The 21,181-nt window shown below is 67.8% G+C and carries 21 protein-coding genes; 4 read left to right on the forward strand and 17 right to left on the reverse strand.

Going from position 1 to position 21,181, the window contains the following annotated elements; genetic code table 11:
• Positions 1-298 precede the first annotated feature (298 nt).
• The 13 genes from AC1D2E_RS17480 to AC1D2E_RS17540 form a co-directional block, all read right to left on the reverse strand.
• Positions 299-1,771 (reverse strand): DegQ family serine endoprotease, encoded by a 1,473-nt coding sequence (locus tag AC1D2E_RS17480; protein ID WP_478198557.1) that lies wholly within the window; start codon positions 1,769-1,771, stop codon positions 299-301.
• Positions 1,772-1,987: 216 nt separating this feature from the next.
• Entirely contained in the window at positions 1,988-3,046 is a 1,059-nt protein-coding gene (locus AC1D2E_RS17485) for a MucB/RseB C-terminal domain-containing protein (RefSeq protein WP_478198558.1), read from the reverse strand.
• A gap of 23 nt (positions 3,047-3,069) precedes the next feature.
• Positions 3,070-3,711 (reverse strand): sigma-E factor negative regulatory protein, encoded by a 642-nt coding sequence (locus AC1D2E_RS17490; protein WP_478198559.1) that lies wholly within the window; start codon positions 3,709-3,711, stop codon positions 3,070-3,072.
• A 13-nt stretch (positions 3,712-3,724) separates the two neighbouring features.
• On the reverse strand, positions 3,725-4,399 hold the full coding sequence (rpoE, locus tag AC1D2E_RS17495; protein ID WP_478198560.1) for an RNA polymerase sigma factor RpoE: 675 nt from the start codon (positions 4,397-4,399) through the stop codon (positions 3,725-3,727).
• Complete coding sequence (locus AC1D2E_RS17500; protein WP_478198561.1) at positions 4,396-4,866, reverse strand: hypothetical protein; 471 nt, start codon at positions 4,864-4,866, stop codon at positions 4,396-4,398. Before AC1D2E_RS17500 ends, rpoE begins: the two co-directional genes overlap by 4 nt.
• A gap of 13 nt (positions 4,867-4,879) precedes the next feature.
• On the reverse strand, positions 4,880-6,124 hold the full coding sequence (gene fabF / locus AC1D2E_RS17505) for a beta-ketoacyl-ACP synthase II (protein ID WP_478198562.1): 1,245 nt from the start codon (positions 6,122-6,124) through the stop codon (positions 4,880-4,882).
• Between the two features lie 93 nt (positions 6,125-6,217).
• Positions 6,218-6,457: an acyl carrier protein gene (acpP, locus tag AC1D2E_RS17510; protein WP_007830471.1), complete on the reverse strand. Its 240-nt coding sequence runs from the start codon at positions 6,455-6,457 to the stop codon at positions 6,218-6,220.
• 100 nt (positions 6,458-6,557) lie between these two features.
• On the reverse strand, positions 6,558-7,301 hold the full coding sequence (gene fabG, locus AC1D2E_RS17515) for a 3-oxoacyl-ACP reductase FabG (RefSeq protein WP_478175698.1): 744 nt from the start codon (positions 7,299-7,301) through the stop codon (positions 6,558-6,560).
• Between the two features lie 23 nt (positions 7,302-7,324).
• Positions 7,325-8,278 (reverse strand): ACP S-malonyltransferase, encoded by a 954-nt coding sequence (gene fabD, locus AC1D2E_RS17520; RefSeq protein WP_478198563.1) that lies wholly within the window; start codon positions 8,276-8,278, stop codon positions 7,325-7,327.
• A 46-nt stretch (positions 8,279-8,324) separates the two neighbouring features.
• Entirely contained in the window at positions 8,325-9,302 is a 978-nt protein-coding gene (locus AC1D2E_RS17525; protein WP_478198564.1) for a beta-ketoacyl-ACP synthase III, read from the reverse strand.
• Positions 9,302-10,354 carry a phosphate acyltransferase PlsX gene (gene plsX / locus AC1D2E_RS17530; RefSeq protein WP_478198565.1) on the reverse strand — a complete coding sequence of 351 codons (1,053 nt, stop codon included), beginning with the start codon at positions 10,352-10,354 and terminating at the stop codon, positions 9,302-9,304. The genes AC1D2E_RS17525 and plsX overlap by 1 nt, the downstream gene beginning before the upstream one ends.
• Positions 10,355-10,450: 96 nt before the next feature.
• Positions 10,451-10,633 carry a 50S ribosomal protein L32 gene (rpmF, locus tag AC1D2E_RS17535; RefSeq protein ID WP_028248601.1) on the reverse strand — a complete coding sequence of 61 codons (183 nt, stop codon included), beginning with the start codon at positions 10,631-10,633 and terminating at the stop codon, positions 10,451-10,453.
• A gap of 179 nt (positions 10,634-10,812) precedes the next feature.
• Positions 10,813-11,367 carry a YceD family protein gene (locus tag AC1D2E_RS17540; protein ID WP_478198566.1) on the reverse strand — a complete coding sequence of 185 codons (555 nt, stop codon included), beginning with the start codon at positions 11,365-11,367 and terminating at the stop codon, positions 10,813-10,815.
• Positions 11,368-11,404: 37 nt separating this feature from the next.
• Here AC1D2E_RS17540 and AC1D2E_RS17545 point away from each other — a divergent pair, with 37 nt between their 5' ends.
• From AC1D2E_RS17545 to AC1D2E_RS17555, 3 genes are read left to right on the forward strand one after another with little or no spacing between them, the layout of a single operon-like run.
• Entirely contained in the window at positions 11,405-11,986 is a 582-nt protein-coding gene (locus AC1D2E_RS17545; RefSeq protein WP_478198567.1) for a Maf family protein, read from the forward strand.
• Positions 11,983-12,750, forward strand: coding sequence for an SAM-dependent methyltransferase (locus AC1D2E_RS17550; RefSeq protein ID WP_478198568.1), 768 nt, complete (start codon positions 11,983-11,985; stop codon positions 12,748-12,750). Before AC1D2E_RS17545 ends, AC1D2E_RS17550 begins: the two co-directional genes overlap by 4 nt.
• A gap of 13 nt (positions 12,751-12,763) precedes the next feature.
• Positions 12,764-13,900: an MFS transporter gene (locus tag AC1D2E_RS17555; RefSeq protein WP_478198569.1), complete on the forward strand. Its 1,137-nt coding sequence runs from the start codon at positions 12,764-12,766 to the stop codon at positions 13,898-13,900.
• Between the two features lie 65 nt (positions 13,901-13,965).
• Here the strand turns inward: AC1D2E_RS17555 and AC1D2E_RS17560 are convergent, their stop codons facing one another.
• From AC1D2E_RS17560 to AC1D2E_RS17575, 4 genes are read right to left on the reverse strand one after another with little or no spacing between them, the layout of a single operon-like run.
• The gene (locus tag AC1D2E_RS17560) at positions 13,966-15,006 is read right to left on the reverse strand and encodes a S49 family peptidase (protein ID WP_478198570.1); all 1,041 of its coding nucleotides are present in this window, start codon (positions 15,004-15,006) and stop codon (positions 13,966-13,968) included.
• Position 15,007: 1 nt separating this feature from the next.
• Positions 15,008-15,373: a Rieske (2Fe-2S) protein gene (locus tag AC1D2E_RS17565; protein WP_478198571.1), complete on the reverse strand. Its 366-nt coding sequence runs from the start codon at positions 15,371-15,373 to the stop codon at positions 15,008-15,010.
• Positions 15,374-15,380: 7 nt separating this feature from the next.
• Positions 15,381-16,049 (reverse strand): HAD family hydrolase, encoded by a 669-nt coding sequence (locus AC1D2E_RS17570; protein WP_478198572.1) that lies wholly within the window; start codon positions 16,047-16,049, stop codon positions 15,381-15,383.
• Positions 16,042-17,091, reverse strand: coding sequence for an RluA family pseudouridine synthase (locus AC1D2E_RS17575; protein WP_478198573.1), 1,050 nt, complete (start codon positions 17,089-17,091; stop codon positions 16,042-16,044). Before AC1D2E_RS17575 ends, AC1D2E_RS17570 begins: the two co-directional genes overlap by 8 nt.
• A gap of 542 nt (positions 17,092-17,633) precedes the next feature.
• Here AC1D2E_RS17575 and AC1D2E_RS17580 point away from each other — a divergent pair.
• Positions 17,634-20,690, forward strand: a complete 3,057-nt coding sequence (locus tag AC1D2E_RS17580) for an Rne/Rng family ribonuclease (RefSeq protein ID WP_478198574.1) — start codon at positions 17,634-17,636, stop codon at positions 20,688-20,690.
• Positions 20,691-21,181 lie beyond the last annotated feature (491 nt).

The raw sequence follows: 21,181 nt of genomic DNA on the forward strand, positions 1-21,181 counted from the left end.
TCGGACTGCTTATGCGACGAGCGGGGATCGGACGGGTCCTATTCTACCGAAATTCATCGTTAGACCCTCTATAAGTTAGTGGTCGCCAACCAAAATCCATGGTCCGAGCTGTCAAAAAAATTTCTTGGACGCTGCGGCCGGAACGCGACAACGGCCGAAAAATGGCCCCAAACCCGACTGCCGGGTGGGGCCACTTGACCGTTGATGGCCCCCACGCTCCCCCACTTCGTGTGGGTCGCTGCCCCCCGAGGGGGCGCAGCCCGGCTTGGGAGCGGCCCGGCGCCGGTCTGGCGCCCGCTCAACGAGCCGGCCGGAGCAGCGCGTATTGCGCCCAGTCACCGCGGCGGAACAGCAGGCTCACCGGCTTGCTCTTGTCGGCCTTGGCCAGCGCGGCATCGAACTCCTTCAGGTTCACGACCTCGACGTTGCTCACCGCGAGCACCACGTCGCCTTCGCGCAGGCCGGCGCGAGCGGCCGCATCGGTGGCGGCATCGATCCGCACGCCGCCCTTGAGCTTGAGCTCCTTCTTCTGGGCTTCGCTCAGGTCGCTGAGCACCAGCCCCATCGACTTGGCGGCGGCCGAGCCCGACGGCTTGGCCGCCGGCTCGTCGCGGTCGGCCGCGACCTTGGTCGGCTTGTCGGGCTCGATCTCGGCGATGGTCACGTTGATGTCGCGCAAGCTGCCGCGGCGGAACACGGTGATCGAGCTCTTGGTGCCGGGCTTGGTGTTGCCCACCAGGCGCGGCAGATCGCTCGGCTTCTCGATGGCCTTGCCGTCGAACTTGGTGATGATGTCGCCCGGCTCGATGCCGGCCTTGTCACCCGGCGAACCGGACTCGACGCCGCGCACCAGCGCCCCCTGCGCCTTGCCCAGACCGATCGATTCCGCCACGTCCTTCGTGACCTGGTCGATCTGGACGCCGATGCGGCCGCGCGAGACGCGGCCCGAAGTGCGCAGCTGGTCGGCGACCCGGGTTGCCTCGTCGATCGGGATCGAGAACGAGATGCCCATGAAGCCGCCCGAGCGCGAGTAGATCTGGCTGTTGATGCCCACCACTTCGCCGCGCATGTTGATCAGCGGGCCGCCCGAGTTGCCGGGGTTGATGGCCACGTCGGTCTGGATGAAGGGCAGGTAGTCGCCGGTGTCGCGTTGCTTGGCGCTCACGATGCCGGCGGTGACCGTGTTCTCGAGGCCGAAGGGCGAGCCGATGGCCATGACCCACTCGCCGACGCGGAGCTTCGACACGTCTCCGACCTTGACCGCCGGCAGTGCGGAGGCTTCGATCTTGACGACCGCGACGTCGGTGCGCTTGTCGGCGCCGATGAGCCGCGCCTTGAACTCGCGCTTGTCGGTCAGCGTGACCAGCACTTCGGAGGCGCCGTCGACCACGTGCGCATTGGTCATCACGAAGCCATCGGACGACAGGATGAAGCCAGAGCCGACGCCGCGCGGACGCTCTTCGTCAGGCGCCTGCGGCCGGTTCGGGCGCGGCCCCTGGCGCGGAACACCGGGCATCGGCTGGCCGAAGAAGCGGCGGAAGAATTCCTGCATCTCCTCGTCGGGCTCGTTGCCGGCCTGCGCGACCTTCTCGATGGTCCGGATGTTGACCACCGACGGGCCGACCTGCTCGACCAGGTCGGTGAAATCGGGCAGTGCCCGCGCCTGTGCATGCACCGGCGTCACGGGCAGCAGCGCGGCGGTCGAAGCGAGCGCGAGCGCGCAGGCCATCAGGGACGAACGGAAGGTGTTCCCCTTGATCTTGAGCATCATCGGTTTCTTTCGTTGGAGAGACAAAAACTGCCAGGGGCACGCCAGGCCGGCGCCGGGCCGCTCCCAAGGCGGCCTGCGGCCCCCTCGGGGGGCAGCGACCACACGAAGTGAGGGAGCGTGGGGGCCAGTTCAGGCCGGCGCGGGGCCGTCCCAAGGCCGCCTGCGGCCCCCTCAAGGGGCAGCGAGTACACGCAGTGACGGAGCGTGGGGGCCATGCTAGCGCGAGCGGACCAGGTTCTGTGCGAACGCATCGAGGGTCTGCGGCGGCACCTCGCCGACCGCGGTCAGCCACCAGTCGCCGTCCTTGTCGGTCATGCGGCGCGTCATGGTGTAGGTGGCGCCGAGCGCGAGCAGCACTTCCTCGGGCTTGCGTTGCGCATCGTAGGGCTCGATGAACAGGGACACGGTCGCCAAGCCATCCGAGAAAGTCCACTGCATCGTGTGGCCCAGTCCTTCGCCGCCCATCGGGCGACGGAAGGAACTGACCGGCCGGAAACCCGGCACCGGCCTGCTGAGCGCCCAGCCTTCGCGCTGCGCGGTGGTGCGCTCGAGTTCCGATTTCTCGACCCGGTAGCCGGCAGTGCTGCCCATCATCTGCGTCAGCGCGTGGACCTTGACGGGCGCATCGAGCTGGAGCTCGGAGAACGCCGACTGCTCGATCACCTTGTTGTCGCGATCGACGGTCTGCAGCTTGATCACCAGGCCCGAGCGGCGCTCGCTCCAGACCCGATAACCGAAGCGCAGCGCGTCGCGCGGCTCGATCTGGACCACGTCGGCATCGAAGCCGGCAACCCGGTCCTTGCCGATCGTGCGGACACCGTAGGATTCGGCGATCGACGAGTCGGGCGTGCCCGACAGATTGGGAAACAGCTCGAGGTTCTCGCGCTTCTCGCGCTTGACCACCTTCGAATCCGGCAGGAAGGTCACGACCTGGTCATTGCGCCGGAAGGTCGAGCGCGGCGGCCCCGACAGGGCTTCGATGCGCTCCATCTGCAGATCGCCCTCGCACACGTGCCAAATCCGTGCACTCGACAGGTTGCCGGCCGGCACCGAGACCACGAAGGTGCCGACATAGCTGCGCAGGCGCGCCGCGGCATGCATGCGCTCCAGCCACTCGACCACACCCATCGCGGGCGCGTCGCCGCCGGTCGCGCTGGGTACGCTCTTCACTGGCGGCGAGGGACTTCGGTTCTGGGCCAGCGACACCTGCGCCATGCACAGTGCAGCCACCAGAACCAGGAACCCGCGCGCGGAGATCGACATCGAATGAGTCATCGCAAGGACTGCAGACGCGCGCGTCAGCGCGACGGTCGATCGAAGGTAGCGTTGCGCAGGAATCCCGAGGGCATCTGCGAAGCGCCTCCTGCCTGCTGGTGTGCTTCGAGCAACTGGTCCAGCCGCGGATCGCGCAGCATGACCTGCGGATTGCCGCTGCCGATCGTGACCCGAGCCGATGCGAAGCTCGGGGCCGGCTGCGTCGGTGCCTCGGCCGTGGCGAACACGGCCGGTGCAGTCTGCTGCAGCGCCAACTGGGCGCCGGCGGGGCGGGAATCGGCGACGCCGACCCAGTTCCATCCGATCGCTGCGGCCGCCGCCAGCGAGGCCGCGCCGGCCACCAGCTTCCAGCGGAACACCGGTTCGTTGGCGGCTTCGACCCGTCGCTGCACCAACTTGGGCTCCGGCAGCACCGGCAGCAGGGCCGGCACCACCGGCTCGGCCGCCAGGCGGCTCTGGAAGCGCGACAGGAACGTCGAAGTGTCGCTGCAAGCGGCGTGGCCACCCGAACGCAAGATGTCACCCACCACGTGATAGGTCTGCCAGGTCGCGCGCAATTCGTCGTCGACGCAGAGTCTGCCGATCACCTGCGCGAACTCGTCGTCGCGCAAATGACCATCGGCGAGCGCGGAAACCTGCTCTTGGACTGTGTTTCTTTGGTTCATCTTGTTCACCTGCTTACCAACGCTTGCCCGACTGGTTGTCCAGCAAGGGCTTGACCCGGGCCGAAATCGCTTCGCGGGCGCGGAAAATCCGCGACCGCACCGTGCCGATCGGGCAGTTCATGACCTCGGCGATCTCTTCGTAACTCATGCCCTCGATCTCGCGCAGCGTCACCGCCTGCCGCAACTCCGCCGGCAGCGCTTCCATCGCCGCCTCGACGGCCGCAGCGATTTCGTTGGCTGCCATCACGGTTTCGGGGGTCTCGTCGGTGATTGGTTCGTTTCCGGGCCGGTAAGTTTCATCCTCGTCGTCAGAAGACGATCGCAGGGCACTCTCGGAGATGGTCGGATCGCGCTTCATGTCGACCAGCGCCTTCTTGGCCGTGTTGACCGCGATCCGATAAAGCCAGGTATAGAACTGGGCCTCGCCGCGGAACTGGTGCAGCGCGCGGTAGGCGCGAATGAAGGTCTCCTGGGCGATGTCCTCGACCAGATTGACATCGCGCACCATGCGCCCGATCAGCCGCTCGATGCGCCGCTGGTACTTGATGACCAGCAGCTCGAAGGCCTTCTGGTCGCCCGCGATGGTGCGCTGGACCAGCTGGAAATCGACCTCGCCCGGCCTGTCCGCTGCCGCAGGCGCATCGGTCTGGCCGGTGCCGGGCGGCACGGGGGGCGGGGAAACTGTCATACGCCGGGATGATGCACCGTGGATGCGCCTGTGTCCGGTTCGGCCGGAAGCACGCGCGCATGGAGCGCCCGGCGCAGATCCAGCCAGCGGTCCGGCAGGGCCTGGCGATCGACCCAGACCCAGCGCCGACGCCGTGCCGGCTCGTCCAGGCTCACCAGCAGCAAGGATTGCAGATCGAGCGCGACGCTGGCACGGGCGGCCTTGAGCGGCACGCCGCCGGAGATCGACCAGTGGCGGCCGTCGAAAGCCAGCCGGCCCGGCGCCGTGCTCTGCAGCAAGCCGGTCCATGCGGCCACGCCGGCCACGACGGCGCTCAGCGCCAGCATGGCGCGCCGCCAGTCGAAGCCCTCGGATTGCACCGACGCGAGCGTGACGCCGACGACGCCAAGCGCCCAGACAAGAACCAGAAGCCGTCGCGCATAGCGCGAACGCCCCACCGGATAGATCACCGACGGGGCGCTGTGCATGGGTCGGGAAATATCAAACGCGCTTGAACACCAGCGTGCCGTTGGTGCCGCCGAAGCCGAAGTTGTTCTTGACCGCGACATCGATCTTCATATCGCGCGCCTCGTTGGCGCAATAGTCGAGATCGCACTCGGGATCCTGATTGAAGATGTTGATCGTCGGCGGGCTCTTCTGGTGATGCAGTGCCAGCACCGTGAACACCGACTCGATGCCGCCCGCGCCGCCCAGCAGGTGGCCGGTCATCGACTTGGTCGAGTTCACGACCAGCTTCCTGGCGTGATCGCCGAAGGCGTTCTTGATCGCGTTGGTTTCGTTCAAGTCACCCAGCGGCGTCGACGTGCCGTGCGCATTGACGTACTGCACCTGGTCGGCGTTGACGCCCGCATTGGCCAGCGCCATCTGCATCGAGCGGCGCGGGCCGTCGACGTTCGGCGCCGTCATGTGGAAGGCATCGCCGCTCATGCCGAAGCCCGAGACTTCGGCGTAGATCCTGGCGCCTCGGGCCTTGGCGCGCTCGTATTCCTCGAGCACGACCACGCCGGCACCCTCGCCGAGCACGAAGCCGTCGCGGTCCTTGTCCCAGGGGCGCGAAGCCGTCTTCGGGTCGTCGTTGCGGGTCGACAGCGCGCGCGCCGCGGCGAAGCCGCCGAGCCCGAGCGGCGACACAGTCGATTCGGCGCCGCCGGCGATCATCACGTCGGCATCGCCGTACTCGATCATGCGGGCCGAAAGGCCGATGGCATGCAAGCCGGTGGTGCAGGCCGTGACCACCGCGATGTTCGGGCCCTTGAATCCATACTTGATGGAAACATGGCCCGAGATCATGTTGATGATCGACGCCGGCACGAAGAACGGCGACACGCGGCGCGGGCCGCGGTTGACCAGCTCGGCATGCGTGTCCTCGATCAGTGGCAGCCCGCCGATGCCGGAGCCGATGTTGCAGCCGATGCGCACCGCTTCTTCTTCGGACAGCGCGTCGCCGGTGGGCAAACCGCTGTCCTGCACCGCCTGGATGGCGGCGGCGAGCCCGAGATGGATGAAGCGGTCCATGTGGCGCGCTTCCTTCTCGGGGATGTAGTCCTTGATGTCGAAACCCTTGACCTCGCCTGCGAACTTGCAGGAAAAGGCGCTCACATCGAACTTGGTGATGGTGTCGATGCCCGAATTCCCGGCCAACAGGTTGGCCCAGGATTCGGCAACGGAATTTCCGACAGGAGCGAGGCAACCGAGTCCGGTCACGACGACGCGGCGTTTGGTCATGCCGGCAAACCTTTCTGGGAGCTGAGGCCGCTGGCCGGTGCGCGCAGGCGTTGAAACCGCGGACCGGGGCGACGGCGACTCAGCGCGGCCGTATCAGGCCTTTTGATTCTTGGTGGCGTAGTCGACGGCATTCTGCACCGTCGTGATCTTCTCGGCGTCTTCGTCGGGGATCTCGATGCCGAATTCGTCTTCGAGCGCCATCACGAGTTCGACCGTGTCGAGCGAGTCCGCGCCGAGGTCGGCGACGAAAGCCTTTTCATTGGTGACTTGGGACTCTTCAACGCCGAGTTGTTCGGCAATGATTTTCTTGACACGTGCTTCGATATCGCTCATTTTGTTCCCTCTGAGGGTTGTAGGTAATCGGTTGATTTTAGCCGGCCGCATTGTGGCATTTGCCGCACGGCCGTAGGTGAAAGCGCTTGCGTTCCCAGGGCTACATGTGCATGCCGCCGTTCACGTGCAGCTCCTGCCCCGTGACATAGGCGGCCTGGGGCGACGCCAGGTAGGCGACCGCGTGGGCGATATCGGCTGGCTTGCCGAGATGGCCGAGGGGAATCTGAGCCAGCAGCGCCTGCTGCTGGGCCTCGGGCAGGCTGGCCGTCATGTCGGTCTCGATGAAGCCCGGCGCGACGCAGTTGACCGTGATGTTGCGGCTGCCGAGCTCGCGCGCCAGCGCCCGCGTCATGCCCGCCACGCCGGCCTTGGCGGCCGCGTAGTTGGCCTGGCCGGCATTGCCGGAGGCGCCGACCACGCTGGTGATGCTGATGATGCGCCCGTAGCGCTGCTTCATCATCGGCCGGATCACGGCGCGCGACAGGCGGAACACCGCCTTCAGGTTGGTATCGATGACGGCGTCCCAGTCGGCGTCCTTGAGCCGCATGGCGAGCATGTCGCGCGTGATGCCGGCGTTGTTGACCAGCACGTGGAGCGCGCCGTACACCTTGACGATCTCGTCGATCAGGGCCTCGACGGCGGCGCCGTCGTTGACGTCCAGCACGCAGCCTCGGCCATCGAAGGCGGCGAGTGCGGCCGTGATCTTGGCGGCGCCCTCTTCGGTGGTGCCGGTGCCGATGACCTTGAGTCCGCGCTGGGCCAGCTCGAGCGCGATGGCTGCGCCGATGCCGCGGGTCGCGCCGGTGACCAGGGCAACCTGGCCTTCGAATTTGACAGTACTCATGAACAGAACCTCTGGGCCGGCGCTCAGGCGCCTAGCAATTGCCTGGTTTCGGCGAGCGTCGCCGGATCGTAGACCGCGGCCGCAGCCAGTGCCGGCGCGATCCGCTTGGCCATGCCGGCCAGCACCTTGCCGGGGCCGCATTCGACGATCGCCTCGAGCCCGCGGGCCTCGAGGGCCTGCACCGTTTCGACCCAGCGCACCGGCCCCGCCGCCTGGCGCACCAGGGCCGCGCGGATGCGCTCCGGGTCGGTCTCGACCGCGACATCGATGTTGTTGACGACCGGAATCCGGGGCGCCGCCAGCTGAATCGAAGCCAGCCGCTCGCGCAATGCCTCGGCCGCCGGCTTCATCAGGCTCGAATGGAAGGGCGCCGAGACCGGCAGCGGCAGCGCGCGCTTGGCGCCGTTGGCCTTCAGGACCTCGCAGGCCTTGTCGACCGCCGCCTTGCTGCCCGCGATCACGGTCTGCATCGGGTCGTTGAAATTCACCGCCTCCACCACTTCGGCGCTGCCGGGGCCGAACGAGGCCGTGACCTCGGCGCAGCCGGCCTGCACCTTGGCGGCCTCCATGCCGAGCACGGCGGCCATCGCGCCGACGCCCACCGGCACGGCCTGCTGCATCGCCTGGGCGCGAAAACGCACCAGGGGCGCAGCCTGCGCCAGGGTCAGGACGCCCGAAGCCACGAGGGCCGAGTATTCGCCCAGCGAATGGCCGGCCACCACCGACGGCTCGGCGCCGCCTTCGGCCCGCCAGGCCCGCCAGGCGGCGATCGCAGCGACCAGCATCACGGGCTGGGTGTTGGTGGTCAGGGCCAGGGCTTCCTTGGGGCCTTCGCGGATCAGGCGCGCGATGTCTTCATCGAGCGCGTCCGAGGCCTCGCGCAGCGTTTCGGCCACGGCCGGGTGATCGCCCCAGGCGTCGAGCATGCCGACGGCCTGCGAACCCTGGCCCGGAAATACAAAAGCGAAAGACTTCATGATCTTGTGTCTCCAAGACGCCGCCCGCTGCGGGCAGCGCGCTGTATCAATAGTTCAACRGCACCGCGCCCCAGGTGAAGCCGCCGCCGACGCCTTCGAGCATCAGCGTGTCGCCCTTCTTCACCTTGCCCGAACGGACCGCTTCGTCCAGCGCGAGCGGAATCGAAGCCGCCGAGGTGTTGCCGTGCTCGTCGACAGTGACGATCAACTTGTCGCGCGGCAGCTTGAGCTTCTTGGCCGTGCCTTCCATGATGCGGATATTGGCCTGGTGCGGAATCAGCCAGTCGATGTCGGTCTCGGTCTTGCCGGCCTTGGCCAGCGTGGCACGTGCGGCTTCCTCGAGCACCCGGACTGCCAGCTTGAAGACGGCCTGGCCATCCATATGCAGCAGCGGCTTGCCCAGCACCTCGCCGCCCGAGACGTGACCGGGCACGCACAGGATGCCGACATGCTTGCCGTCGGCATGCAGGTCGCTCGCCAGGATGCCGGGCTCGCTGCTGGCCTCCAGGACCACGGCACCGGCGCCGTCGCCGAACAGCACGCAGGTCGTGCGGTCATTGAAATCCAGGATCCGGGAGAACACCTCGGCACCGACGACCAGCGCGCACCTCGCCGAACCGGTGCGGATCATCGCGTCGGCCACCGTCAGGGCATAGACGAAGCCACTGCAGACCGCCTGGACATCGAAGGCCGCGCAGCCTGCGACGCCCAGCTTGTTCTGGAGGATCGCCGCCGACGACGGGAACACCATGTCGGGCGTCGAGGTCGCGACGATGATCAGGTCGAGGTCGCCGGCGCTGCGGCCGGCGGCCTCGAGCGCATGCCTGGAGGCCTCCAGCGCGAGGTCGCTGCTGGTGACTTCGGGGGCGGCGAAATGGCGCGCCCGGATGCCGGTGCGCTCGATGATCCACTGATCGGAAGTCTCGATGCCGCGGGCGGCGAGTTCCTTAGCCAGGTCGTCATTGGTCACGCGGCGGGGCGGCAGGAAGCTACCGGTGCCTGTAATGCGGGAAAAAAGGGTCATCAGACGTGGAGCGCCGGCGCGTCGGCCGGCACCGCCGGGTCTTGCCGCGCCAGCAATGGCGCGGCGTGGGCGATGCGGGCCCGAACGCGGTCGAGCAGGTTGTTGCGAGCGGCATCATAAGCGCGATCCAGCGCATGGCCGAAAGCCACCTCGTCCGCCGAACCGTGGCTCTTGAACACCAGCCCGCGCAGGCCGAGCAAGGCCGCGCCGTTGTAGCGCCGATGATCAAGGCGCTTTTTAAGCGCTTTTAGAACCGGATAGGAAACGATTGCCGCGAATTTACTGAAAATGCCATTCGAGTACTCGATCCTCAGGAAGTCGACGATCATCGACGCGACGCCTTCGGTGGCCTTCAGCGTCACGTTGCCGACGAAGCCGTCACAGACGACGATGTCGGTCGTGCCCTTGAAGATATCATTGCCCTCGACATTCCCGTAGAAATTGAGATCCTGCGAACTGGCCGCTTTTCGAAGCAGTTGGCTCGCCTTCTTGATGGTTTCGCTACCTTTGATGGCCTCTTCGCCGACATTCAACAGGCCGACGCTGGGCGACTCGTTGCCGGTCAAGGCGGAAACCAGCGCCGACCCGAGCACCGCGAACTGAAGCAGGTCCTCGGCGTCGCAATCGACATTGGCACCCAGGTCGAGCACGGTGGTGGCGCCGCCCTTGCTGTTGGGTAGCTGGGGGGCGATGGCGGGGCGGTCGATGCCGTCGAGCGTTTTCAGGAGATAGCGGGCGATCGCCATCAATGCGCCGGTGTTACCCGCAGAAATGGCAGCCTGCGCCGCACCATCCTTGACCTGCTGGATGGCGACCCGCATCGACGAGTCTTTTTTCTTGCGCAGCGCGACCTCGATCGGGTCGTCCATGCCGACCACCTCGCTGGCGCCGACGATCGTGGCGCGCGGATGCGAGAAACCCGCCAGCGCAGCCGGCGCACCGACCAGCAGCAGCGATGCTTCGGCGTGCCGCTCGAGAAAGGCCTTGCAGGCCGCGAGCGTGACGCGCGGCCCGTGATCGCCACCCATGCAATCAACGGCGAGCGTGATCACGGCAGGCACTGGAACGGAGGCTGAAGGTGTGGCCATCAAAACAAAGGCCCGACGCTACACATAGAGTAGCTTCGGGCCTTGGCCTTGGAACGGAGCTCAGGCTTCGGACTTGGTCTTGAGAACCTTGCGACCACGATAGAAGCCGTTCGGGCTGATGTGGTGGCGCAGATGGGTTTCGCCGGTGGTCGGCTCGACGGCGATGCCGGGCACGCCCAGCGCATTGTGCGAACGGTGCATGCCGCGCTTCGACGGCGACTTCTTGTTTTGCTGGACGGCCATGCTGGCTCCTGGAAATATGGGTGTGAGTTGGCGGTGTGCGTGCGGGGCGGCCTACGAATAGGAATGCGGATACGAAATCTGCATGAATCACATGCCCAACGGCGCGCGCGAAGCCCATGATTATAGCCCATCCGCATTGCCGTGACCAGTGCTGCGCTCGCGCAACGTCCTCGAGCCCTTCAGGGCTTCCCGGACTTGCCGGAGCGCAGGGCGCCCAGCACAGCGAAGGGATTGGGGCGGGCCGCTTCGGCGCCGTCGAAGTCGGGGTCCACGGCCGACAGCCGGGTCGGCTCCGGACAGACCTCGTGCCGCGGCGTGACCGGGATCTCCATCAGCAGCTCGTCTTCGATCAACACATGCAGGTCGAAATCACGGCTGGCGACCAGCACGTCCTCCTCGGACTCCTCGTCCTCGGCGGCCGCGGTGTCTTCGTCCGGCGCAAAGCGGAACCAGCGGTCGACCTTCAATTCGATCTCGACCGGCGAAAGACAACGCTGGCAGATCAAGGGCGCCTCAGCCTGCGCTTCGAGGTGCAGCCAGGACACTGGCCTGCCGTCGGCACCGCTGCGCGACTGGCCGGTGCCCTTCCACTGAACCGTCGCATCGGCGGCCGGGGCCGCCAGTTCGGCGCTCAGGCGCTCGAAGCCCGACAGCGGGTCGCTTGCGGAAAGGGTCGCTGCCGCGGCGGCGAAGCCGTTCACGTCGAGCCGGCCGGGGACAAATTCTTTGGTCATCCACGCCAGTCTAAACCGCTCGCGCACAATCACGCCCATGCAACGCCCCCTGATCCTTGCCTCGACTTCCCGCTACCGCCGCGAACTGCTGACTCGCCTGCACCTGCCCTTCGACGTCCAGGCGCCGGACGTCGACGAAACCCCACTGGCGCACGAGGCGCCGCGCGCCCTGGCCGAGCGGCTGGCACTCGAGAAGGCGCGCGAAGTGGCCCGCCGTTTTCCGCAGGCCGTCGTGATCGGCTCGGACCAGGTCGCGGACCTGGCCGGCGAGCCGCTCGGAAAGCCCGGCGACCATGCCCGTGCCACGGCGCAGCTGCGGCGGATGCGCGGCCAGGCCCTGGTCTTCCAGACCGCGGTCGCCGTGGTTTGCCAGGCGACCGGCTTCGAGGCGCGGGACCTGGCACCGGTGCGCGTGGTGTTCAGGCAGCTCGACGACGCCGCGATCGAGAAATACCTGCGCGCCGAGCAACCCTATGACTGCGCCGGCAGCGCCAAGAGCGAGGGCCTGGGCATTGCCCTGCTCGAGTCGATCGACAGCGACGACCCCACCGCCCTTGTCGGGCTGCCGCTGATCCGCACCGCCCGCATGCTGCGCGCCGCTGGCGTCGACCTGCTATGAGCGCCCTGCCCCTCGGAAGGCTCTACCTCGTCCCCGCGCCGCTGGATTTCGGCTGCGAGGAGCAGGCGCCGCTGGACGACGCGCTGCCCCGCGGCACGCTGGCGACTGCCGCCGGCATCACGCACTGGATCTGCGAGAACGCCAAGTCCGCCCGCGCCTACCTCAAGCGCATCGACGCCACCACGCCGCTGGCGGCACCGATGCAGGCACAGCAAATCCAGGAGTTGCCGCGCGAAGTCCACAAGAAGGGCGATCATGGGGGGCAGTTCGATGCACGGCCGCTGCTGGCCCCCGCGCTGGCCGGACACGACATCGGACTGCTCAGCGAGGCCGGGATGCCCGCGGTGGCCGATCCCGGCTCGTCGGTCGTGCGGGCCGCCCACGAGCTCGGCATCACGGTGGTCCCCTTGACCGGACCGGTGTCGCTGCTGCTTGGCCTGGCGGCCAGCGGGCTCAACGGCCAGAACTTCGCTTTCGTCGGCTACCTGCCGCAGGAGGCGGATGCGCGCAATCAACGCATCCGCGAACTCGAGGCGCTCGCCCTGCGGACCGGCCAGACGCAACTCTTCATCGAAACGCCTTACCGCAATGCCGCCCTGCTGCAGGCGCTGACGCAGACACTGCAGCACAACACCCGGCTGGCCGTGGCGCGCGGGTTGACGCTGGCGTCCTGCAACGTGCGCAGCGACACTGTGAAGAGCTGGCGTGGCAGGCCGCTGCCGGCCGACGAGCGCACGCCGGCGGTGTTCGCGATCGGCCGCTGACCGCCTCTTGCACATGGAGATCTCGAACCGCATGCGCTGGGCCGCGCGCGCGCAGTTCTTTTGCTCGGGCTTCGTGTTCGCGACCTGGGGCGTGCACATCCCGACCATCAAGGCCCACTACGGCGTCGACGAGGCCGAACTCGGCCTCGCGATGCTGGCCGCAGGCGTCGGCGCCCTGCTGGGGCTGACCCAGGCCAGCCGCTGGATCGGCCGCCACGGCGCCCGCCGCACCGCCGCCATTTGCGGTGTCACCTACGCCCTGCTGCTCGCCGGGCTGCTGGCGATGCCGGACTATCCGGCACTGCTGGGCCTGCTGGCCGTGTTCGGCATCGCCACCAGCGTGTTCGACGTGGCGATCAACACCGAAGCGGCGCAACTCGAGCTTCGAGACGGCCAGCCGCTGATGAGCGGCATGCACGGCATGTTCAGCCTCGGCGGCATGGTCGGCGCCCTGACCGGCGGTGCCGCGCTTGCGGCGGGCCTGCGGCCGCAGTTCCACCTTGTCCTCGTCGCCGCGGCGATGGCACTGACCATTGCCGTGGCCGCACGCTCAATGCTGCCCAGGGAAGCCACGGCCTCTTCCGGCGCAGACCACGGCTTCCGGTTGCCGCGCGGCACCCTGGCGCTGCTGGGCGTGCTGGCGGCGCTCGGCCTGGTTGCCGAAGGCGCGATCTACGACTGGAGCGTGCTCTACCTGCAGCAGGAACTGGGCAGCCCCCAGCAGCAGGCCGCACTGGCCTATGCGAGCTTCTCGGCCGCGATGGCGCTGGCCCGCTTCGGCGGCGATGCGATGCGCGCCCGCTTCACGCCGGCCGTGCTGCTGCGCGGCAGCGCGCTGCTGGCGGCAGGATCGATGGCCATGGTGCTGCTGACCGACCGGCCATGGCTGGCGCTGATCGGATTCGCCGGCGTCGGCGTCGGGTTCGCCAACGTGGTGCCGATCCTGTTCGCAGCCTCGGCGCGCGTTCCGGGCATGGCGCCGGCACGCGGCATCGCAGCGGTCTCGGCGCTGGCCTATCTGGGCTTCATGGCCGGCCCGCCAGTGATCGGCTTCCTGGCCCAGGCCAGCTCGCTGACCCACGCGCTGTATGTGGTGGTGGCCTTCGCCGCAGCGCTGGCGGCGTCGGCGCGCTACGCCGATCCGGCGTGAGTCTGCCACGGCGGAACGCGCCCCCTCTGGGGGCAGCGCGTACACGAAGTGACGAGCGTGGGGGCTCAGTGCAGCGCCGGCACGGCGCGCAGCGCCCGCACCGAGGCATCCCCGAGCGCGGCGCCGAACTTCTTGGCCAGCTTCTCGGCCACGTTTTCGCGCCGTGTGTAGTCGATCACTTCCTCGGCCTTGATGACCTCGCGGGCGACGAAATCGACATTGCCGAGTTGGTCGGCCAGGCCGAGTTCGATCGACTGCTGGCCGCTCCAGAACAGGCCGCTGAAGAGCCCGGGGGTGCCGGTCTTGAGCCGATCCCCGCGGCCGTTCTTGACCACCTCGATGAACTGGCCGTGGATCTGGTCGAGCATTTGCTGGGCATGCGCCTTCTGGGCGTCGTTCATCGGGCTGAAGGGGTCCATGAAGCCCTTGTTGTCCCCGGCCGTGAGCAGCCGGCGCTCCACGCCCACCTTGTCCATGAGCCCGGTGAAGCCGAAGCCGTCCATCAGCACGCCGATGCTGCCCACGATGCTGGCCTTGTCGACGAAGATCTTGTCGGTCGCGGCGGCGATGTAGTAGGCCGCGGACGCGCAGGTCTCCTCGACCACCGCGTAGACGGGCTTGTCGTACTTGGCGCGCATCCGCTTGATCTCGTCATTGATGATGCCGGCCTGCACCGGACTGCCGCCCGGCGAATTGATCAGCAGCACGATGCCCTTGGCGCCGTCGTCCTCGAAGGCCGACTTCATTGCCGCGACCACGAACTCCGCGCTGGCATCGGCGCCGGCGGCGATCTCGCCCTTGATCTCGACCACCGCGGTGTGCGGCGAGGCCTTCGCGGTGGACGGCGTGCCGCGCGACAAGGCGAGCCAGACCAGGAAGATGAAGAAGGCGAGCCAGCTCAGCCGGACGAAGGTCTTCCAGCGCCGAGTGGCGCGCTGTTCGCGGACGGCGGCAAAAGCCAGCTTCTCGAGCGTCGCACGCTCCCAGCCGGCGGATTGCGCCGGATCGTTCTTCGCCATGTTTCTCGTACCGTCTGCGGTAAATGTGGGCGCCGTGCGCTCGATAGGCTCGAAACCCTCGGGTTCCGTGCGGTTGGAATCGGTCATTTCAGAAGGCCAGAGCTTGAAGATTCCAGGCAGTATGCCAGTGCACCACGCCGTCCCGCTCGCTCAACGCGATCTTCACGAGCCCCCCGCGGCAGGGCCCGCCGGCGCATTCGCCGGTGTCGGGCTGGTAGACCGCGCCGTGCGTCGCGCACAGCAGCCACTGGCCGCTGTCGTCGAAGAAGCGGTCGGGCTGGAAGTCCATTTCCATCGCCACATGGCTGCAGCGGTTCAGGTAGGCATGCGGCGCGCCTTCGAAACGCACCGCGAAGGCCCGGCAGGTCTCGCCGCCATGCACCACATCGAAAGGAACCGCACGACCGCCCTCGACCAGGTCGGCCGAGTTGCAGAGGGGAATCGACTCGCTCATTGCAGGCTCAGGCGTTGTCGACCAGCCATCGCGAGAGCCCGGCCACCGAATGCGCCACGTGCAGCGGCGCCAGCGCATCGAAGCTCCCCGCCTCGTGGGCGCCATAGCTGACGCCGACGCTGGCGCAACCGGCATTGAGGGCCAGCTGCAAGTCGTGGGTAGTGTCGCCGATCATGAGCGTCCGCTCGGCCGGCACCTCGAGTTCTTCCATCAGTTCGAGCAGCATGCGCGGATGCGGCTTGCCGAAGGTCTCGTCGGCCGTGCGCGAAGCGTCGAAGCGATCGCGCAGCGACGCCGTGGCCAGCGCCTCGTTCAGGCCGCGGCGCGACTTGCCGGTGGCCACCGCCAGCTTGTGGCCGCGCCCCCGCAGGGCATCGAGCATCGGCAGCACGCCATCGAACAGCACCAGGTCGTCCTGGTGCTGCAGGAAGTGAAAGCGATAGCGGGCGCCGAGCTCGGGGTACTTCTCCTTCGGCACATCCGGCGCCGCGCGGGCCAAGGCCTCGGCGAGTCCGAGCCCGATCACCCAGGCGGCATCGCTTTCGCTCGGTCTGGCGCCGCCGACGTCGACCACGGCAGCCTGAATGCAGCGCGCGATCAGGCGCGTGGAGTCGTAGAGCGTGCCGTCCCAATCGAAGGCGAGCAGGTCGAAGCGGCGGGGTCGGATGTCAGTCATGGGCTTGAACGAAGGGATGGGCGGCGAGTGCATCGAGCGCAGCGGGAGGCATCAGCGCGTGCAGTTCAGGCGGCAGGTCGGCTTGCAGCGCGACACGCTCGGCGCTCGCAGGATGGGTGAACTGGAGCCGCCACGCATGAAGGAACATGCGCTTGAGACCCAGCTTCTGCAAGGCCCGATTGCGCTCGAAGACGCCATATTTGTCGTCGCCGGCGATCGGATGCCCGGCCGAGGCGAGATGGACGCGGATCTGGTGGGTGCGGCCGGTCTTGATGGTCACCGCCAGCAGGGAGAACTCGGCGCCATCGCCGGGAAGCGAAAAACGGGCCAGCACCTTGACCAGCGTGACGGCCCGCATCGCGTCCGGATGATCCTTGGCGACGACGCGGACCCGCCGTTCCCCTTCGGCCGCGCCCGCAGGCGCCGGCAGCAGATACTTGGCCAGCGGCGCGTCGAGCACCTTCTTGTTGGCGGGCCAGGCGCCCTCGACCAGCGCCAGGTAGGTCTTGCCGGTCTCGCGCTCGCGGAACTGGTCCTGCAACGCGGTCAGGGCGCTGCGCTTCTTGGCGACCAGCAGGATGCCCGAGGTCTCGCGGTCGAGCCGGTGCACCAGTTCGAGGAAGCGCGCCGCGGGCCGCGCCCGGCGCAGCTGCTCGATGACGCCGAAGCTCACGCCGCTGCCGCCGTGCACCGCGACACCGGCCGGCTTGTCGATCGCCAGCAGCGCGTCGTCCTCGAGCAGCAGCGGGAACTCGCGCGCCGGTGCCGCCGGCGCGCCGCCTTCTTCGGAGCGGGCCGACACGCGGACCGGCGGCAGCCGCAGCACGTCGCCCGCGGCCAGCCGCGACTCGGCCTGGGCACGCCCCTTGTTGATGCGCACCTCGCCGGAGCGGATGATCCGGTAGACGTGGGTCTTGGGCACGCCCTTGAGATGGCGGAACAGGTAGTTGTCCAGCCTTTGGCCGGCGGAATCCTCGTCGACCGTCAGAAAGCGAACTTCTGCCGCCGCGGGGACCGGCTTCGCACCTATAATGTTTTTCACCAGCGCGGTCTTGTAAGTGCTTGATTAATCAGAAGTTTAGAGCACTGCAGGAAGCGCTGTGAGGTCGATGCCGCTTTGAGGCAGCGTCCGCAGGCCACGCGCAAGAGCGCAAGGCGGCGGGCCCTGCAGCCGAGTCAAGCCGACGCCCACGAAACACCGATACGGAATACCCCAGCCGGCAGGCTCCAATCTGCCGGCGGATCGAAGCGAGTCCCTTGTGTTGATGCTGCTGATTCAACTGATCCTGCGCTGGCAAAAGCCGGCAGCGTCAGCCATTGAATCTCCGCCAGCGCGCGCCACCCCTGCGCCAGTTGCTATCAAAATAATAGCAAATCGACCCCACATGCGGCTCGCGCTCATCCACGCGCCCCCACCCCGTCTGACATCGAGTTGACTCTCGATGTGGTTGTCCGCGTCCGCGCGGCGGCCCCAGCAGCCTGGGTACAGCGGCAATTCCTTCGTTTCGCGAGCGTCGTCCGTGCATCGTTAGGTCCGTCATGGACCGGTAAGAGCGATACGAACAGACATAAGGACAACGCATCATGAAACGGATGCTGATCAACGCCACGCAGCCTGAAGAGCGCCGCCTGGCCATCGTCGACGGGCAAAAGCTCCTCGACTACGAAATCGAGATCGAAGGGCGCGAACAGCGCAAGGGCAACATCTACAAGGCCGTCGTGACGCGCGTCGAGCCCTCGCTGGAAGCCTGCTTCGTCGACTACGGCGAAGACCGCCACGGCTTCCTGCCGTTCAAGGAAATCTCCAAGCAGTATTTCGCCGAAGGCGTCTCGGCCAGCCAGGCCCGGATCCAGGACGCGATCCGCGAAGGCCAGGAACTGGTCGTTCAGGTCGAGAAGGAAGAACGCGGCAACAAGGGCGCGGCGCTGACCACCTTCATCTCGCTGGCCGGCCGCTATGTCGTGCTGATGCCGAACAACCCCCGCGGCGGCGGCGTCAGCCGGCGCATCGAGGGCGACGACCGGGCCGAACTCAAGGAGGCGATGGACCAGCTGGAGTACCCGAAGGGCGCCAGCATCATCGCCCGCACCGCCGGCATCGGCCGCTCGGCGCCCGAGCTCCAGTGGGACCTGAACTACCTGCTCAAGCTCTGGACCGCCATCGACGGCGCCGCCAAGGGCGCCAAGGGCGCGTTCCTGATCTACCAGGAATCCTCGCTCGTGATCCGCGCGATCCGTGATTATTTCAATCACGACATCGGCGACATCCTGATCGACACCGACGACATCTACGACCAGGCGCAGCAGTTCATGGCGCACGTGATGCCGGAGCATGCGGCCCGCGTGAAGCGCTACCGCGACGACGCGGCGCTGTTCAGCCGCTTCCAGATCGAGCACCAGATCGAATCGGCCTACGCCCGCACGGTGCAACTGCCGAGCGGCGGCGCGATCGTGATCGACCACACCGAGGCGCTGGTCTCGGTCGACGTCAACTCGGCCCGCGCCATCAAGGGCGGCGACATCGARGARACCGCSACCCGCACCAACCTGGAAGCCGCCGACGAGGTGGCGCGCCAGATGCGCCTGCGCGACCTCGGCGGCCTGATCGTGATCGACTTCATCGACATGGACGAGTCGAAGAACCGCCGCGAGGTCGAGAGCCGCCTGCGCGACGCGCTGCGCCAAGACCGCGCTCGCGTCCAGTTCGGCTCGATCAGCAAGTTCGGCCTGATGGAAATGAGCCGCCAGCGCCTGAAGCCGGCGCTCAGCGAAGGCTCGTCGATCCCCTGCCCGCGCTGCGGCGGCTCGGGCCACATCCGCGATACCGAATCGAGCGCGCTGCAGATCCTGCGCATCATTCAGGAAGAGTCGATGAAGGACAACACGGCCGCCGTGCATGTCCAGGTGCCGGTCGAGGTGGCGTCGTTCCTGCTGAACGAAAAGCGCCCCGAGATCGCCAAGATCGAGCTCAAGCAGCGCGTGACCGTGCTGATGGTGCCCAACAAGACGCTCGAGACGCCCAACTACAAGCTCGAGCGGCTCAAGCACGACGATCCGCGCCTCGACCACATCGAGGCCAGCTACAAGATGGCCGACGAGATCGAGGATCCGACCTCGGTCACGCGCCGTTCGCAGGAGCCGACCAACAAGCAGACGCCGGTGATCAAGGGCGTGCTGCCCGATGCGCCGGCGCCGGTGGCGGTGCCGAAGCCCGAGGCGGTGCGGCCGGTGGCAGCGGCGCGGGCGCCGGTCGCAGCGCCCGCACCGGTGGAAGTGCCCGCCAAATCGGCCGAATCCGGCCTGTTCGGCTGGATCAAGAGCCTCTTCGGGGGTGCCCCGGCGGCACCGGCTCCGGCTCCGGCCCCGGCGACGATCCCGGTGGAAGCACCGAAGCCGCGCCGCGATGGCCGCGGTGCGCGCGAGCGCGATGGCGAGGGCGCGCGCACGGCACGTGACGGCGAGCAGCGCCGTGGCGGCCGTGGCGAAGGCCGAGGTGCTCGTGACGGCGAAGCGCGCAGTGGCGAAGGCCGCGGTGGCGAACGCCGAGGTGGTCGCTCGGGAGAGCGCCGCGACGGAGAACGCCGCGAAGGGCGCGAAGCCCGCGGCGAGGCCCGCACCGACAGCCAGGTCCGGGAACAGCGCGAGCCGCGCGAGACCCGTGCGCCGCGCGACAGCGAGCGTCGCGGGCGCGGCGAGCGCCGCGATGGCGAGGCGCGCCAATTGCCGGCCGAAGCCACCGACATCCAGCTCGATGCCCAGGCACTCGCGCCGAACGCCGGCGAAGGCGGCGAAGCGGCCGGCCCCTCGGAACGCGCACCGCGCGGACGCGGCGAGCGCCGTGAACGCGGCGATCGCAGCGGCGATGGCGCCCGCGAACGCAATGGCGACATGTCCCGCGAAATCCAGGGCGAGGCCACCCCGGAAGGTGCTTCGAACGAGCGCGTCGCACGCAGTGGACGCGGCGAGGACCGCCCGCCTCGTGGCGAACGCGGCGACGGCCGCCGCGAACGGCGCAACGACGGGCCGGCACGCACGCCGGAAGCAGCGGGCGCGGCGGAATCCTCGCCCGCCGAGGCCGGTGCCACGGAGTTCGCCGCGGGCGACGACCAGGGCGAGACCGCGCCGCGCCGCGAAGGCGACGAGCGCCGCGGCCGGTCGCGCGACCGCTACGGGCGCGATCGCCGCGAGCGCGGTCCGCGCGAAGACGCCGGCGAAGCGATGCCGGCAGCTGCTGCGGCAGCGGTCGACGTCGAGGAAGCCGCCGTCCACTCGGCCCTGCCRCCGGCACCGGTGCGCGCCGAGCGCCCGGCCGTGGCGCCGGCAGCGCCGATCGTGGTCGAGGCCAAGGCCCCGTCCTCGCGCGCACTGCCGAAGGTCCAGCCCTTCCAACTGCCGCTCGACGAACTGGCCCAGGTCGCGGAAGGCTCGGGCCTGCACTGGGTCAACTCGGATGCCGAGCGCGTGGCAGCGGTTCGCGCGGCCATCGATGCCGAACCCAAGCCCCGGCATGTGCCACGCGAACGCCCGCCGGCGATCGTGATCGACGAAGGTCCGCTGGTGCTGGTGGAAACCCGCCGCGACCTGAGATCGATGACGCTGCCCTTCGAGGATGCAGCGCGCGGCGCCAACGCGCCGCACTGAAGCCAGGGGGAGGCGGCCAGCCTCCCTCCGCTTCACCCTTCAAGGGAGGCTGCGGCCTCCCTTTTTCGTTTTCGGGTCCCGCCGACCGCTGCGGCCTGCGTTGCCGGCGGCGCGTTCGTCCTGGCCGATCCATCGTTCGACGGCCGACCCGTTCATGGACGAAATGCGCCCATCGCCCATTCCGAGTGCTTGCTCACAAACGAATCCATAGGTACTAATCCTCAAAATCTCGAACGGCGTGCACAAACAACAGCTCGATGCCAGCTTGCATTAACATTTTGTCATACCAAAGGACTACACTCTTACACGCGATGTTGCGCTGCACCATTACCCTTTTCCGAGGGTTCTCACAGAGGAGGCAGCCTACGCCGTTTGGCGGACGATGTACGGCTTTAGTTGACACGACAGCGGCTGCGACATATGTTCAAATTCTTGCCGATAGTAGTAAAGCGTTACACTGCCACGCTCTAGTTTGAGGCAGCACCCGATAC

Source organism: Variovorax sp. P1_H2, assembly GCF_056405295.1.